The 16,625-nt window shown below is 35.5% G+C and carries 11 protein-coding genes; 10 read left to right on the top strand and 1 reads right to left on the bottom strand.

Features of this window, described 5'->3' with window-relative positions; all coding sequences use genetic code 11:
• Nucleotides 1–47 precede the first annotated feature (47 nt).
• From Q4500_RS11795 to Q4500_RS11785, 3 genes are all read left to right on the top strand, one after another.
• Nucleotides 48–1,238 (top strand): acetyl-CoA C-acyltransferase, encoded by a 1,191-nt coding sequence (locus tag Q4500_RS11795; protein WP_282075395.1) that lies wholly within the window; start codon nt 48–50, stop codon nt 1,236–1,238.
• A 61-nt stretch (nt 1,239–1,299) separates the two neighbouring features.
• A complete protein-coding gene (locus Q4500_RS11790) occupies nt 1,300–3,111 on the top strand; it encodes an acyl-CoA dehydrogenase family protein (RefSeq protein ID WP_303599861.1) in 1,812 nt (603 codons plus the stop codon).
• Between the two features lie 102 nt (nt 3,112–3,213).
• Nucleotides 3,214–4,650, top strand: a complete 1,437-nt coding sequence (locus Q4500_RS11785) for an aminotransferase class V-fold PLP-dependent enzyme (protein ID WP_303599860.1) — start codon at nt 3,214–3,216, stop codon at nt 4,648–4,650.
• On the opposite strand, the gene Q4500_RS11780 is transcribed toward Q4500_RS11785, so the two are convergent.
• The gene (locus Q4500_RS11780) at nt 4,639–6,441 is read right to left on the bottom strand and encodes a glycoside hydrolase family 15 protein (protein ID WP_303599859.1); all 1,803 of its coding nucleotides are present in this window, start codon (nt 6,439–6,441) and stop codon (nt 4,639–4,641) included. The two genes, Q4500_RS11785 and Q4500_RS11780, sit on opposite strands and share 12 nt — an antisense overlap.
• A 103-nt stretch (nt 6,442–6,544) precedes the next feature.
• On the opposite strand from Q4500_RS11780, the gene Q4500_RS11775 reads away from it, so the two are divergent.
• The 7 genes from Q4500_RS11775 (at nt 6,545) to Q4500_RS11745 (ending at nt 16,556) form a co-directional block, all read left to right on the top strand.
• The gene (locus Q4500_RS11775) at nt 6,545–8,758 is read left to right on the top strand and encodes a bifunctional alpha,alpha-trehalose-phosphate synthase (UDP-forming)/trehalose-phosphatase (RefSeq protein WP_303599858.1); all 2,214 of its coding nucleotides are present in this window, start codon (nt 6,545–6,547) and stop codon (nt 8,756–8,758) included.
• A 22-nt stretch (nt 8,759–8,780) separates the two neighbouring features.
• A complete protein-coding gene (locus tag Q4500_RS11770; RefSeq protein ID WP_303599857.1) occupies nt 8,781–10,304 on the top strand; it encodes a nuclear transport factor 2 family protein in 1,524 nt (507 codons plus the stop codon).
• Between the two features lie 4 nt (nt 10,305–10,308).
• Complete coding sequence (locus Q4500_RS11765) at nt 10,309–11,472, top strand: nitrate/nitrite transporter (protein WP_303599856.1); 1,164 nt, start codon at nt 10,309–10,311, stop codon at nt 11,470–11,472.
• A 153-nt stretch (nt 11,473–11,625) separates the two neighbouring features.
• A complete protein-coding gene (locus Q4500_RS11760; RefSeq protein WP_303599855.1) occupies nt 11,626–12,957 on the top strand; it encodes a M28 family metallopeptidase in 1,332 nt (443 codons plus the stop codon).
• Nucleotides 12,958–12,975: 18 nt separating this feature from the next.
• Entirely contained in the window at nt 12,976–14,583 is a 1,608-nt protein-coding gene (locus Q4500_RS11755) for a M1 family metallopeptidase (RefSeq protein ID WP_303599854.1), read from the top strand.
• Between the two features lie 106 nt (nt 14,584–14,689).
• The gene (locus tag Q4500_RS11750; RefSeq protein WP_303599853.1) at nt 14,690–15,805 is read left to right on the top strand and encodes a DUF2914 domain-containing protein; all 1,116 of its coding nucleotides are present in this window, start codon (nt 14,690–14,692) and stop codon (nt 15,803–15,805) included.
• A 145-nt stretch (nt 15,806–15,950) separates the two neighbouring features.
• A complete protein-coding gene (locus Q4500_RS11745) occupies nt 15,951–16,556 on the top strand; it encodes a YkgJ family cysteine cluster protein (protein WP_303599852.1) in 606 nt (201 codons plus the stop codon).
• The last annotated feature ends 69 nt before the right edge of the window (nt 16,557–16,625 follow it).

Genomic DNA, 16,625 nt, shown 5'->3' with positions numbered 1-16,625 from the left:
ACAATTAAATGCTAATAGCTAAAAGCTAATAGCCAAAAGCATAAAAAATGAAAACTGCATATATAGTAAAAGGATATAGAACTGCTGTTGGAAAAGCTCCGAAGGGTGTTTTCCGTTTTAAGCGAACAGATGAATTGGCTGCCGAAACCATCGAGTATATGATGAAGGAATTGCCGCAATTCGACAAAAAACGTATTGATGATGTCATCGTAGGTAATGCGATGCCAGAGGGTTCTCAAGGTTTGAACATGGCAAGACTAATCTCATTAATGGGATTGGATATTGTTGATGTACCAGGTGTAACGGTAAATAGATTCTGTGCATCAGGCTTAGAGACTATTGGTGTAGCCGCTGCTAAAATTCAAGCCGGTATGGCCGATTGTATTATTGCTGGTGGTGCAGAAAGTATGAGTTCTGTTCCTATGACAGGTAATAAACCAGAACTTAACTATGATTTAGCAAATTCTGGTCATGAAGATTACTACTGGGGAATGGGTAATACCGCTGAAGCTGTAGCAAATGAGTACAACGTATCTCGTGAAGACCAAGATATGTTTGCTTACAACTCTCATATGAAAGCATTGAAAGCACAAGCCGAAGACCGTTTTCAAAGTCAGATAGCACCTATTGAAGTTGAAGAAACATATTTGGACGCTAACGGAAAAAAAGCACATCGCAAGTATACAGTTACTAAAGATGAAGGACCAAGAAAAGGAACTTCTGTAGAGGTATTAAATAAACTTCGCCCAGTTTTTGCAGCAGGCGGAAGTGTAACAGCTGGTAACTCTTCTCAAATGAGTGATGGTGCAGCATTCGTTTTAATAATGAGCGAAGAAATGGTAAAAGAATTAAATCTTGAACCAATTGCTCGTCTAGTAAATTATGCTGCTGCTGGTGTACCACCTAGAATAATGGGTATCGGACCTATTGCTGCTATTCCGAAGGCATTAAAGCAAGCAGGATTAAAGCTTAACGACATTGATTTAATAGAATTGAACGAAGCCTTCGCTTCTCAATCTTTAGCTGTAATGCGTGAATTGAAAATCAATCAAGATATCGTTAACGTAAATGGTGGTGCAATTGCACTTGGTCACCCACTAGGATGTACAGGAGCAAAATTATCTGTACAATTATTTGACGAAATGCGCAAAAGAGATATGCAAGGTAAATACGGTATGGTTACCATGTGCGTAGGTACAGGTCAAGGAGCTGCAGGAATATTTGAATTTTTAAATTAACAATTTCACTAATTATTATCAGAGTATTTCTGAATACTTTATACTAAATACTATTAACAACATGAGTACAGATACAGCAAAAAAAGATATTCTTAGAGGAGGACAGTTCCTTGTAAAAGAAACCAATTGTGAAGATGTTTTCACACTTGAAGATTTGAACGAAGAGCAACGCATGATGCGTGAGAGTACCAAAGAATTTGTTGACAGAGAGCTTTGGGCACATTGGGAGCGTTTTGAAAATAAAGATTATGCTTTCACTGAAGAAACTATGCGTAAAGCAGGTGAGTTAGGATTATTGAGTGTTGCTGTACCAGAATCATATGGTGGGATGGGAATGGGCTTTGTTTCTACCATGTTGGTATGTGATTACATTTCTGGAGCAACTGGTTCTTTCAGTACTGCTTTTGGTGCACATACCGGTATTGGTACAATGCCAATTACGCTTTATGGATCTGAGGAGCAAAAACAAAAATATGTGCCAAGATTAGCTTCTGGAGAATGGTTTGGTGCTTACTGCCTTACTGAGCCGGGTGCTGGTTCTGATGCAAATTCAGGAAAAACGAAGGCTGTTCTTTCTGAAGACGGAAAAACATACAGCATTTCTGGTCAGAAAATGTGGATTTCAAACGCAGGTTTCTGTAATATGTTTATCGTATTTGCTCGTATTGAAGATGATAAAAACATTACTGGTTTCATTGTAGAAAATGATCCAAGTAATGGTATTACCTTAGGTGATGAAGAAAAGAAATTAGGTATTCACTCCTCTTCTACGCGTCAGGTTTTCTTTAACGAAACTAAAGTTTCAGCTGAGAATATGTTATCTACAAGAGGTAACGGATTCAAAATTGCAATGAATGCATTAAACGTAGGTCGTATAAAATTAGCGGCTGCTTGTTTAGATGCACAAAGAAGAGTTATCGGTGAAGCTACTAAATATGCTAACGAGCGTATTCAGTTTAAAACTCCCATTATGAACTTTGGTGCTATTAAGTCTAAAATTGCCGAAATGGCAACTAGCGTTTATGTTGATGAATCTGCAAGTTACCGTGCTGCAAAAAATATAGAAGATCGTATTGCTATGCGTGAAGCTGAAGGTAATACACACCAAGAGGCTGAACTTAAAGGTGTTGAAGAATATGCTATAGAATGTTCTATTCTTAAAGTAGCTGTTTCTGAAGATTGTCAAAAAACTACAGATGAAGGTATTCAGATTTTTGGAGGTATGGGCTTTAGTGCCGATACACCGATGGAATCTGCTTGGAGAGATTCAAGAATTGCCCGTATCTATGAAGGTACAAACGAAATCAACAGAATGTTGGCAGTAGGTATGCTAGTGAAAAAAGCAATGAAAGGTCATGTTGATCTTTTAGGTCCTGCTACGGCAGTTGGTGAAGAATTAATGGGGATTCCTTCTTTCGATACTCCAGATTTTTCTGAACTATTCGCTGAAGAAAAAGATATCTTGAAGAGACTTAAAAAGGTTTTCTTGATGGTTGCTGGATCTGCGGTTCAGAAATACGGAGCAGAATTAGAAAATCACCAACAATTAATGTTGGCTGCATCTGATATTCTTATTGAAGTATACATGGCAGAATCTGCTTTATTACGTACCGAGAAAAATGCAAAACGATTTGGAGAAGAAGCACAAGCTACTCAAATTGCCATGTCTAGATTGTACTTATTCAGCGCTACTGAAACTATCATCAATAAAGGTAAAGAAGCTATCGTTTCTTTTGCCGAAGGTGATGAGCAAAGAATGATGTTAATGGGACTTAAACGTTTCACTAAATATACAAACTACCCTAATGTAGTTGCCTTACGCACACAAATTGCCGATAAGGTTGCTGCAGATAACGGTTACACGTTTGACTAATTCAGATTACCTTTTGTTGTTTGGTAACTTGAATATTAAACCGTCCCAATTGGGGCGGTTTTTTTGTTTGGTAAATATTGATATTGCGACTACTTTTAAACCATGCATAAAAAATTACTAGAACAGGTTTATAATACTCCCGATTTTAATTCGAATGGTCATATTCTAATCGATCAATTGTCTTCTCACTTGGAGGATAAACTGAGTGCTTCTTCTCGTAATGCTATCAACTGGAACGAACCTGAAAAGGAACTAGAATTCTGGAAGAAATTTTTAACTAATGGAAATAAAAAAGATCTTTTTTTAGAAATAACTAAACGTACCACTTACGTACACCACCCAAATTATATGGGGCATCAAGTAAGTCCGCCAGCTCCAATTACTGCACTTACTGGGTTAATTAGTTCATTATTAAATAACGGGACTGCGGTTTATGAGATGGGTATGTCCTCTAATGCTATTGAACGCATTATTATAGAATTGATTTGCAAGAAAATTGGTTTCGACAACGCTTCTGGAGGATTCTTAACCTCTGGTGGAACATTAGCAAATTTAACTGCATTATTAAGTGCGAGAAAAGCAATTACCAAAAGAGATATTTGGAACGAGGGCTACCAAAATCAATTAGGTATTATGGTAAGCGAAGAAGCACATTATTGTGTTGATCGCGCCGCAAGGATTATGGGTTTAGGTGAACAGGGAATTATAAAAGTTCCTGTAACCAAAGAATTTAGAATGGATACCGATTTACTGGAATCTAAATTTAAAGAAGCACAGGAAAAGGGAATTGAAATCTTCGCTATTATTGGTAGTGCTCCTTCTACTGCTACTGGTATTTTTGATGATTTAGATGTAATTGGAGAATTTGCTAAAAAACAAAATATTTGGTTTCATGTTGATGGCGCACATGGTGGAGCGGGTATTTTCTCCAAAAAATACAAGCACACCCTTAAAGGTATTGAATTGGCTGATTCTGTTGTTATTGACGGACATAAGATGATGATGATGCCAGCACTGACCACTGCCCTACTCTATAAAAACGTCGTAAATGCTAATGCCACTTTTAGCCAAAAAGCAGATTACTTACTTACAGATTCTGAGCATGAAGATTGGTATAACTCTGGCAAACGTACGTTTGAATGCACTAAAAATATGATGGCTATTCATTGGTTCACGCTGCTTAAATTATACGGAGAAGAAGTTTTTGATTCTAATGTTACACACCTTTATGATTTAGGTGCTCACTTTGCTCATCTTATTGAAAAAGAGCCAAATTTTGAACTAGCGCTACAACCAATGTCCAATATTGTTTGTTTTAGGTATTGCCCTATTAATATGGACGAAGAATATATAAATGCTCTTAATGTAAAAATTCGCCAATCCCTTTTAGAAGATGGCGAATTTTATATTGTACAAACGAAATTAAAAGGTACGCATTATATGCGTATAACGGTGATGAATCCGTTTACAACTGAACAACATTTTAAAGTCTTAATCAATAAGATTAAGTCCCTTGTTAACAGCTTATTATTCCCTTAAAGACTCTAGCATTTGATCTTCACTTTCTTTCTTAGAAAAGTTGATTGCACACTCTATTAACGCTAAATGCGAATACGCTTGCGGGAAGTTTCCTAATAATCTTTTCGTCTTAAAATCAATATCTTCACTAAAGAGACCTAAATGATTACTATAACTCAATAATCGCTCAAAATACTCCAACGCTTTTTTACGTTCTCCTATTTTAAACAAGCTATTTATGTACCAAAATGTACATACTGTAAATGATGACGAAGGCAAACCAAAATCATCCTCGTTTTTATATCGATAAAGTAATCCGTCATTATTTAACTCCTTCCCTATGGCATGTACTGTACTTATATATCTTTCATCTTTAGCTTTAATACAGCCATAAGACTCCATTAATAATACAGATGCATCTAACTCTTTAGATCCGTAAGATTGCGTGTATGCGCCTACTTCTTCGTTCCAAGCATTGTCATATATATCTTTCCAGATTTCTGCTCTAATAGGCTCCCATTTCTCAATTTTGTGCTTCTTATCTAACATCTCGGCAACCTTGATTGCACGATCCAAAGCTGTCCAACATAACACTTTTGAGAATGTAAAATGTCTATCCTCTGTTCTGAACTCCCAAATACCTTTATCGGCATCCTTCCAATTATTACTTACAATCCAAACGATTCCTTTTGTAATCGCCCATAAATCTTCACCATTATCGATATCTACACTAAATTTCGCCATCTGTTCGTAGATAACATCCATAAGTATACCATAGATATCGTTTTGCTTTTGGTGATAAGCTGCATTACCTATTCTTACTGGCTTAGAACCTTTATAGCCCGCTAGGTGTTCTAAGGTTACTTCGGTCAACTTCTTTTCTTTATTAATACCGTACATGATTTGAAGCTTCTCTGCCTTATCTGGTATCAAATCTATAATGAACTGTAAATAACGTCTTGCAACGTTCTTATGACCTAATTCTGACACTACCTTAATTACCATAGATGCATCGCGGATCCAACAGAATCGGTAATCCCAATTACGTACTTCGCCTATTGTTTCTGGTAATGATGTGGTCGCTGCCGCTAAAACCGCACCTGTCTTATCATAACTTAATAGCTTTAAAGTAAGTGCACTTCTAGAGATTTCTTCATTGAACTTCTTGTATGTAGGTGTCAAATTAGACCAATTCAACCAATATACTTTTGTATTCTGTAAATCTAAGTAAGCCCTATCCGTAGTAGGTAACAATAATTTTTCATTGTAACCTACCAAAATATAACCATCTTCTTTTAATTCAATTTCACCACTATCTATAATAGTCTGTTTATCAAAAGAAGAATACAAAAATATAGTATCGAATTTTACGTCATGTGTAAGACTCGCTATAAAATCTTTTTTTATAAATGATTCAGTTTTACCCATAGCATACTCAAGCTTGGGGTCATATACTACCGAAAATTTTGGAGCACCAGATATATGTTTAAAATATCTAATCAACTCTGGTGGCGCATGGTAAGCATTGCCTTCTTTTCTATAACGTGGCATGAAATCATTAATCTCAAAATGGTCGTCGCCAGATTTAAAAGAAGTGATTAATATATTCGTGAATTGCTCATATTTTTGGGTAATCACATAACTGTCATCCACATTAATTTCAAAACTACCACCAATCTCTTCATCTAGTAATTTTGCAAAAATAGATGGACTATCAAATTCTGGTAAACAGCACCATTCGATGCTTCCTGTCTTTGAAATTAATGCTGCACTTCTACAATTCCCTATTATTCCGTAGTCTAAATTATCCATTCAATAAAAATCTTAATTCATATGAGGTTTCAATTGGTAATACCCTCCTTTTTCGCGAAATTTAGAGAAATAATTATCAAGAAGTAGCAAAAATATCTCTTTTATGGCGAAAACTATCATTATCTCAAATAGACTACCTGTACAATTACAAATTAGCAATGGAGACATTACTGCGGTACCAAGTGTTGGTGGTTTAGCAACTGGAATGAAATCTGTACACTCGGGTGGAGATAGCCTATGGATTGGCTGGAGCGGATTGACAGATGAAGAAATACCAGAAGAGTTAATCCCTAAAATTGATAAGGCACTAGCGGAACATGGATCTTCTAAAGTAAATCTTACAGAAAAAGAAGTTGATGGTTTTTATTACGGGTTTAGCAATCGAACCATATGGCCTTTATTCCACTATTTTTTAGAATACTCTGAATTTGAGCTTGAAAGTTGGGAAGTTTACAAGGCTGTTAATCAGAAATTTGCAGATGCTATTCTTGAAAAAGCCGATAATGATGATACGATTTGGATTCACGATTACCAATTAATGCTAGTACCACAAATGGTTCGTGCCCAAAGATCAGATATTTCAATCGGTTTCTTTTTACACATTCCTTTTCCATCGTATGAAATATTTAGAACACTACCTTGGCGAAAAGAAGTATTACAAGGCTTATTAGGTTCAGATTTAATTGGTTTCCACACCTATGACTATGAACGTCACTTTTTAAGCTCTGTGCGCAGACTATTGGGATTAGAGGTTAGTTTTAATGATATTTACTTAGATGATAGAGTTATTAAAGTTGACTCTTTCCCCATGGGAATCGATTATAAGAAATTCAGCGAAGCAGCTAAAGAACATTCACAACGAAGTGAAGATGAAAAGTCTGAATTGCAAAAACGATTAGATACTCATAAAAAATCAGCTCCAGATGCTAAGTTCTTTTTATCTATTGACCGTTTAGATTACACAAAAGGTATTGCGAAACGACTTAATGCTTTTGAATATTTCTTAAATAAATACCCGCAGTATAAAGAGAAAGTAAGACTTATTATACTTGCCGTGCCTTCACGCTCCAATGTACCGCAATATCAATTACTTAAACGTGAGGTTGATGAATTGGTTGGTCGCATTAATGGAGAACTTTCAACCGTAAGCTGGACACCTATTTGGTATTTCTACAGGTCTATGCCTTTTGAAAACCTAATAGACCTATATACGTCTTCTGACATTGCTTGGTTGACACCAATTAGAGATGGTATGAATTTGGTAGCCAAAGAATATATTGCTACTAGAACTGATAAAACAGGAGTTTTAATACTTAGCGAAATGGCGGGTTCTGCCAATGAAATGAATGAATCGCTATTAATAAACCCTAATAATTTTGAACAAATTGCAGATGCTTTGAATGAAGCTATTAATATGCCTAAAGAAGAACAGATTGCTAGAAACACGCTATTACAAAAGAGACTAGAGCGCTATAATGTGGAGAAATGGGCAAACGACTTCATGAATTCTTTAGTAGGGCAACAAGAAAAAGATCAAACCTATAAGTCAAAAAAACTATCTGCAGACATCATGAATACTGTGATGGATAGTTACAATAAAGCCAAAAGAAGATTGGTATTTTTAGACTATGATGGTACGTTGGCTGGTTTTCATGCTGATCCGCAAAAAGCATCACCAGACGAAGAATTATACAAATTACTAGATTCGATCTCTTCTCAACCAAATACAGATATGTATTTAATTAGCGGACGAGATAAAGAAACATTCACCAAATGGTTCTTGCCTAAAAAATATAATATGATCGTTGAACACGGCGTATGGATCTCTCAAGGTGGTGAAGAATTTAGAATGTTAGAAAATGTTAAGAAAGACTGGATGGAGAAGATTTTACCGGTGTTAGAATCTTTTGTTGACCGTACACCTGGTAGTTTTATTGAGGAGAAAAATTATTCTTTAGCATGGCATTACAGAAAAACAGATCCCGACTTTGGTCAAAAACGTTCTGTTGAACTGAATACGGTACTAACAAGCCTTATTGCAAATGATGACCTCAGTGTTTTAAATGGCAACAAGGTGATGGAAATTAAAAGTAGTAACGTGAATAAAGGTAGAGCTTCTATGCGCGTGTATTCTGAACATGATTACGATTTTGTGTTTGCTATTGGTGATGACTGGACCGATGAATTTATGTTTCAAGAACTTCCAGAGGAATCTATTACCGTAAAAGTAGGGCGTCAAAAAACACAAGCAAGGTACTTTGTTGATAACACAAAAAATGTTCGTGCAATTTTAAAGAGATTTGCCGACAAAGAATAATGTTACTCACAAACTATTCAATATGAAACAAATTTACAACCTTGTATTTGTAGGTGTTTTTTGCTGCCTTACAACTTTTGCCCAACAAGGCACGGAAGTTTACTTAGCAAATTTAGATTTGAACAATGATAGTTTGAAAATTAATGGAGAAATAAACTTGTCTCAAAATGAAGGTTATGATAATCAACCTTCATTTTTTTCTGATAATAAAATTCTATTCTCATCAACTAGAAAAAGACAAACCGATATCGCTCTTTATGATTTAATCGACAAAACAACAACTTGGCTTTCAAATACACCAAATGGCAGTGAATATTCTCCTCTGAAAATTCCGGGTAGAGATGCCGTTTCTGCAGTTCGTTTAGATGAAGATGGTTTGCAACGTTTATACGAGTATGATTTAAAAACTGGTGACTCAAAAGTTTTAATACCAAATCTTAAAGTAGGCTACCATGTTTGGTATTCTAACGACATTATTGTTTGCACGGTTTTAATTGAAAACCGAATGGATTTAGTGGTGTATAATCTTAAAGAAAATACCAACTACACCGTTCAAAAGAATGTAGGTCGATCGTTGCATAAAATTCCGAATTCTGAACTTATAAGTTTTATAGCAAAAGTTGGTGAGAATGCCACAATTACATCACTAAATCCTTATTCTAAAGAAAAAAAGAATATCACAACCCTTTTAGGAGATTCTGAAGATGTCACTTGGACTACCGACGGAAGTTTAATTACTGCGTATAATAAATATCTGTTTTCCTTTAAGCCATCAATAGATACGGAATGGAAATCATTGTTTGAATTTCAACAAACTGATATTCATGGTATATCAAGACTAGCCGTAAGCCCTAACGGAAAGTTTATTTCGTTTGTTTCTAAAGATGCTCCGTATAAGATTGTTCAAAAACAGGTAGAAACCTTCAATGCTCGTGATTTAGAAGCATTCGCAAATTGTTATTCAGAAGAAGTCTTAGTAAAAAATTTCTCAAAGGATACCATATCCGTTGGTAGGGAACAATTAAAAGAGGGCTATGATGCATTTTATAAAAGAACACCTGCCGTAGAAGTTAAAGTCTCTTCAAGAATTGTAATTAATTCTACTGTAATTGACCAAGAATTTGTTTCTATTGGAGATAAACAAAAACAGCAAGTGGCAATTTATGAAACTGACGGACTCATAAAAACCATGACTTTTATTAGAGATAAAAAAACAACTTTTGACCCAGAGGTCATTGTGCAAAAGCAACTTGACGCTTATAACAGTAGAGACATCGACGGTTTTTTAGCCACGTATTCTACACAAGCTAAAATATTAAGCTACTCAGGAGAATTAAGATCTGATGGTACAGATGCAATGCGAGCTGGCTACACTGACTTCTTTAATTCTGCCCCTGATTTACATTGTGAGATAATTAACAGAATTGTCATCGGAAATAAAGTTATAGACGAAGAATCGATTACTGCAAATGGCAACACTTTTAAAGCTGTAGCTATTTATGAAGTGGAAAATAATGAGATAGTCAAAGTAACCTTTGTTAACTAATCTATTGAAACAAAAGCTACATATTCTCCCGATTATAATTCTATCACAGTTCGCTTGTACTTCTACATGGTTTGCAGGGAATGCGATATTAGAATCGCTAACCAAAAAGTTAGATTTTGGTGCAGACATTGTTAGCCATGTCATTTCTTCTGTGCAATTCGGATTCATCATCGGGACTCTTATTTTCGGAGTTTTGATGATTGCAGATCGATTTTCTCCTTCAAGAGTATTTATGATTTGTGCCTTTCTAGCATCCGTTTCTAATCTGACATTAATTTATCCAAATTTAAACGTTGGTGGTTTACTATTGGCTAGATTTAGTACAGGTTTCTTTTTAGCAGGTATTTATCCCGTAGGAATGAAAATAGCAGCAGATTATTACGAAAAAGGACTCGGTAAAGCATTGGGATTTTTAGTTGGAGCATTAGTTCTAGGCACCGCTTTTCCTTTTTTAATTAAAGGAAGCCCTTTAGCAAGCCATCCAGACAAGGTTATTATGTTAACTTCAGGTATTACCGCTTTTGGTGGACTCATACTTTTTTTACTGGTGCCAAACGGTCCGTATCGAGTGGCAAGTACTACTTTAAAATTTGATGCGGGACCAAAGCTTTTCAAAAATTTCGAATTTAAAAAAGCTGCATTTGGTTATTTTGGTCACATGTGGGAACTCTATGCCTTTTGGGCTTTTACACCTATTGCCATTCAATATTTTGCAAAACAATCTGGCAGCGATATTTCGGTGTCACTTTGGTCGGGAATCGTAATTGCCCTTGGCGGATTATCTTGTGCCTATGGAGGTATACTTTCGCAACGAATAGGCAGTAAAAAGGTAGCACTTATCTCATTATTGGTATCAGGATTGCTTTGTTTAATCTCCCCTTTATTATTTTCTCTCCCTATTTATTTATTCTTGGCAGGTTGGTGTTTATGGGGTATTGCAGTTACCGCAGATTCACCTCAATTCTCAAACCTAGTGGCATCAGCCGTAGCACCCGAATTAAAAGGCACTGCACTTACACTAGTAAATTGTATTGGTTTTGCCATTACTATTATAAGTATTCAACTTCTAGGATCACTTCAATCGATCATCTCTATTGATCTTTTATTTATTCCTTTAGCTATAGGTCCGCTGTTAGGTGTATACTATTTATTGATCAAAAAGCGATGATAAGCCCTGCTTAAAAAGAAATCTCTTTTTTATCTTATTAAAACTATACCATATGCTCTTATACTTTTATACCTGAAATTATGCTCAACCCTATATTTTACTTAATTTTAGAAACCTATTGCCCACACTAGCTTTACTCATAAAAAAATTGAAATGAAAAAATTATTACTGCTTACCTTACTAACCTCTGCAATTACCTTAACTGCACAAACCGACCAACGTATTTATGATATTATCGATGCTGTTTCTGCTGAACGAATAGAAAACGATGTTACTAAACTTATCAATTTTGGTACTAGACATACCTTAAGCGATACCGTTTCAACAACAAGGGGTATTGGTGCTGCAAGACGTTGGATCAAAAATGAATTCGAAAAAACATCTACTGAATGTAATGGGTGTTTAAATGTTTTCTTTCAAAAAGACTTAGTTAAAAAAGGTGCAAACGATCGTATTGTAAAAGATGTAGAAGTAGTTAATGTACTTGCTATTCAAAAAGGGACAAAATATCCTAATCGCTATATAATTATGAGTGGCGATATCGATTCTCGTGTAAGCGACCCAACCAATTTTACAGATGATTCTCCGGGTGCGAATGATAACGCTAGCGGAATGGCAGGTACCATAGAAGCTGCTCGCGTACTGTCAAAATATAAATTCGAGAACAGCATTATCTATATGGGTCTTTCAGGTGAAGAACAAGGTCTTTTTGGTGGTGGCGGCATTGCGCAATACGCTAAAGATAAAGGCTGGGAAGTTATTGGTATTTTCAATAATGATATGATCGGCAATATCACTGGTGTAGATGGTACTGTAAGTAATGTAGATTTTAGAATTTTCTCTGAACCTGTACCACCAACAGAAACTGAAAAGCAACGTAAAGCAAGACGTTTTTACGGTGGTGAAGTGGACGGAATTTCTAGACAACTGGCGCGTTATGTTCATAAAAACGTGAAGCAGTACATGCCTGAAATGAACCCAATGATGATTTATCGTTTGGATCGTTTTGGTCGTGGTGGACACCATAGACCTTTTAACGATGCAGGTTTTCCTGGTATTCGTATTATGGAAGCTCATGAGAACTACACACAACAACATCAAGATATTCGTGTTGAAGATGGTATTGCCTATGGTGATGTTCTAGAACATGTAAACTTTGAGTATGCAGCTAAATTAACTGCTGTAAACGCTATAAACTTAGCATCTATAGCATGGGCTCCTCCTGCTCCAAAAACGGTTAAAATAGGTGGCATTGTTGAGCCTGCCGCAAAACTTCAATGGAGCAAGGTTGATGGAGCAAAAGGATATAAAATATACTGGAGAGATACTACGTCCCCAACTTGGGATTATAGCAGATATGTTGGTGACGTTTCTGAATTCTTATTGAAAGGCATCGTTATCGATAATTTTTTCTTCGGTGTTTCTGCTGTTGGCGAAAACGGATTTGAGAGTCCGGTTGTTTTTCCTAATGGAATTTTTAGATAGGCATAATCCATATTAGACATGAACAAATTACTTGTTGCTTTTACCCTTGGAATATTTACTTTTTCACAAGCTCAAACTTTTACTGAACAAGATACGCTTAGAGGTAGCATTACCCCTGAACGTGAATGGTGGGACCTTAACTATTATCACTTAGATATTGATGTTAATCCTGATGATAAATTTATAAACGGAAGCAATACAATTCGCTACAAGGTACTGAAACCTCATCAAGTATTACAGGTAGATTTGCAACCACCATTGCAAATTGAAAAAGTGACACAAGACGGAGTTGAACTTGAAGTGACACATAACATAAATGCTCATTTTATACAATTAACCAAACCTCAGCAAGTAGGTGATTTTAATGAGGTTGTTGTCACGTATTCTGGTCACCCAAAAGAAGCGGTTAGAGCTCCTTGGGATGGTGGATTCTCTTGGAAAAAAGATGCTAATGGTAACGATTTCGTTGCTACTTCTTGCCAAGGTTTAGGGGCTAGCGTTTGGTGGCCGAACAAAGACCACATGTACGACGAAGTAGATAGTATGTTAATCAGTGTAAAAGCACCAAAAGGATTAATGAATGTCTCCAATGGTCGCCTTAGAAGTGTTGACAAAGAGACAAATACCTACAATTGGTTTGTTTCTAACCCAATCAATAACTATGGTGTTAATGTCAATATCGGTGATTATGTACATTTTGATGAAATATATCAAGGAGAAAAAGGTGCACTTGATATGGATTATTATGTTTTAAAAGATAATCTAGAGAAAGCAAAAGAACATTTTAAAGATGCTCCTAAAATGATGCAAGCCTTTGAATATTGGTTCGGACCCTACCCTTTTTATGAAGACTCATTTAAACTGGTCGAAGTCCCCTATTTAGGTATGGAACACCAAAGCTCTGTTACGTATGGCAATCAATATCAGAAAGGATATTTAGGTAGAGATTTATCGGGAACCGGTTGGGGATTAAAATTCGATTTTATTATTATTCATGAAGCTGGGCACGAATGGTTTGCAAATAATATTACTTATAAAGATGCCGCAGATATGTGGATCCACGAAGGGTTCACCTGCTATTCCGAAAGTCTATTTTTAGACTATCATTATGGTACAGAGGCGGCAAATGCATATGTACAAGGCATTCGAAATAATATTAAAAACGACAAACCCATTATCGGGATCTACAATGTAAATCATGAAGGTAGTAGCGATATGTATTATAAAGGCTCTAATATTCTTCACACCTTACGCCAAGTAGTAAATGATGATATAAAATGGAGAACTATTTTACGTGGTCTAAATTCAGAATTCTATCATAAAACAGTAACTACTGACGAAATTGAGAAAGTAATCGGTATAGAAATGAATCGCGATTTAAAACCCTTTTTTGACCAGTACTTAAGAACGACCAAGATTCCGGTTTTCGAGTATAAGGTGAAAGGTAAAAAGCTATCATATCGTTTTACAAATACTGTCGAGAAATTCACACTACCTATAAAAGTATATATTGATGACACCCCTGTTTGGCTAGAACCTAGTAACGAATGGCAATCGGAAAAAATGAAAGGCAGCTTTGAAAACTTACATGTAGATCCAAATTTCTATATTAAGACTAACCCTTAAAATTCACTTTACAACATATTAATTTTTAGCGTTCATCATAAATTAAATAGGATTAATTTCCTTTTTAATTTATGGTATTTTTACCGCATCTATTTGATAGGTCTCCATGAAAAAAACGCTTGCCAGATATAGAAATAGTGCCTTCAGAAGTTTTATACGAAGACATTCTAAATATGCGCCAATACTGTTCTTTATTGGAGGATTCATTTTTGATACCTTAACTTTAGGTCGTATTGACCGTACGTATGACCTTACGGTTTTATGTCTACACATGACCTCTTTATCTATTGCGCTATACCTCTATAATTTAGCTGATGATGGCAAATGGAAAAATACGTTTTTAGCACGGTATGAAGAATATTTTCCTTTAGCTATTCAGTTCTTTTTCGGCGGATTATCAAGTGCCTATGTAATCTACTTCTCTAGAAGTGTTTCTTTATCTAAAACAGCATCATTCTTTATAATTCTTGTGCTATTGTTGATTGCCAATGAGTTTCTTAAAAAAAGAATCTCTAACAAATATCTACAATTCGGAGTCTATTACTTTATTAGTTTCACTTTTTTCACGTTTATGATTCCTGTTTTCTTGAAGGAATTAAACACATCTATATTCTTAATCTCTGGTGCGGTTAGTTTAGTAAGTACCTTGGTGCTTCTCACTTTTATCTATGGAAAAAGTCCGAGTACCCGTAAAGAAATTAAACTGGGTAAAATGATTGCCATAATTTTAGCCATTTATGGCATAATTAATCTGTTCTATTTTCTAAGATTAATACCACCAGTTCCATTAGCACTAGATAAAGGTATTGTCGCCCATGATGTTGTACTAAAGAATGGTAAATATGAGGTAACCTACGAATCTGAAGAATCGTTCATTTTTTGGAGGAAATACAAACTAGATTATAACTATACTCCAGACCAAAGGGTGTATATTTTTTCTTCAATTTTTGCACCTACAGATTTAAAAAAGTCCATTTTTCATCGGTGGAGAAAATATAATGACAAAACCAAAGAATGGGTCACCGTAGATGATATCGGTTATGATATTACAGGTGGTAGAGATGGCGGCTTTAGAGGCTACACCTATAAAAGCAATGTAACGCCAGGTGAATGGGAAGTGCAAGTTCTTACTGAAGAAGAACAGGTACTAGGTGTCATTGGTTTTCATATTTACCTTAAAACAGACCAAGAACCATTGCGCCTGAAGACCTTAAAGTTTTAAGTTGATAACAACAACATCTTAAATTATTCAATTTCAAAACGTTAACTTCTGAATTAGAATCAATAATCATCACTAGTTATTTAATTTTTTAAATTGTTTAGTATATTAAAACATAGCCTACCTTCGTACGACCTTAAATACATAAGTGACCATATATCAAAAAGTTCAAGCGGTAGATCGTATTTTCAACCAATTGGATAAGGAGTTAGGCTCCTTTCAACAATCTACAGGACTTAGCTGTGTTGCCAATTGCGGACTATGTTGTTTAAAACCGGACATCAACGCTACTGCATTAGAATTTTTACCACTAGCCTATCATCTTTTACTAAATGACGAAACAGAACAATGGTTAGCGCAATTGCAAAATAATACTGAGGATAAACACTGTCCTGTTTTGAACAAAGTTATTGCTCCGGGTTCTAAAGGCTTTTGCTCAGAATATGCACACCGTGGCCTTATTTGTAGACTATTTGGGTTTTCTGCCATGCTACACAAGAACAAAACTCCTACTCTGGTTACCTGTAAACCTATTAAGGAACAAAAGACAGAAGCTTTTAATAATGCCAATGCTCATATTGCAGCTAATAAAAAATATCCGCTTATTAGTAATTACTACATGCAACTGCGCTCCATAGATGAATCTTTAGGAGAAGAATTGTTTCCGATAAGAATTGCCATAGAAAAAGCTATCTATGCTGTTCTGGCATATTATGCCTATAGAGAACTACCAGGTAAAGACAATGTAGTATAATGTAGATTGCTTTAAAAAAGAGATTAAACGTATCTTTATCATTAGATTTTTCATCTTCCAAATTATTGC

It is taken from the genome of Maribacter sp. 1_MG-2023 (assembly GCF_030547005.1).
Taxonomy (GTDB): domain Bacteria; phylum Bacteroidota; class Bacteroidia; order Flavobacteriales; family Flavobacteriaceae; genus Maribacter.
Note: the sequence above shows the minus strand (reverse complement) of the source record. Positions and strands in the feature narration are given on the sequence as shown.

What these genes read in the sequence shown, in the direction of transcription:
- Q4500_RS11760 (WP_303599855.1), top strand. Translation starts at nt 11,626, where the DNA reads ATGAAAAAATTATTACTGCTTACCTTACTAACCTCTGCAATTACCTTA.
- Q4500_RS11795 (WP_282075395.1), top strand. Translation starts at nt 48, where the DNA reads ATGAAAACTGCATATATAGTAAAAGGATATAGAACTGCTGTTGGAAAA.
- Q4500_RS11785 (WP_303599860.1), top strand. Translation starts at nt 3,214, where the DNA reads ATGCATAAAAAATTACTAGAACAGGTTTATAATACTCCCGATTTTAAT.
- Q4500_RS11780 (WP_303599859.1), bottom strand. Translation starts at nt 6,441, where the DNA reads ATGGATAATTTAGACTACGGAATAATAGGGAATTGTAGAAGTGCAGCA.
- Q4500_RS11770 (WP_303599857.1), top strand. Translation starts at nt 8,781, where the DNA reads ATGAAACAAATTTACAACCTTGTATTTGTAGGTGTTTTTTGCTGCCTT.
- Q4500_RS11750 (WP_303599853.1), top strand. Translation starts at nt 14,690, where the DNA reads ATGAAAAAAACGCTTGCCAGATATAGAAATAGTGCCTTCAGAAGTTTT.
- Q4500_RS11775 (WP_303599858.1), top strand. Translation starts at nt 6,545, where the DNA reads ATGGCGAAAACTATCATTATCTCAAATAGACTACCTGTACAATTACAA.
- Q4500_RS11755 (WP_303599854.1), top strand. Translation starts at nt 12,976, where the DNA reads ATGAACAAATTACTTGTTGCTTTTACCCTTGGAATATTTACTTTTTCA.
- Q4500_RS11790 (WP_303599861.1), top strand. Translation starts at nt 1,300, where the DNA reads ATGAGTACAGATACAGCAAAAAAAGATATTCTTAGAGGAGGACAGTTC.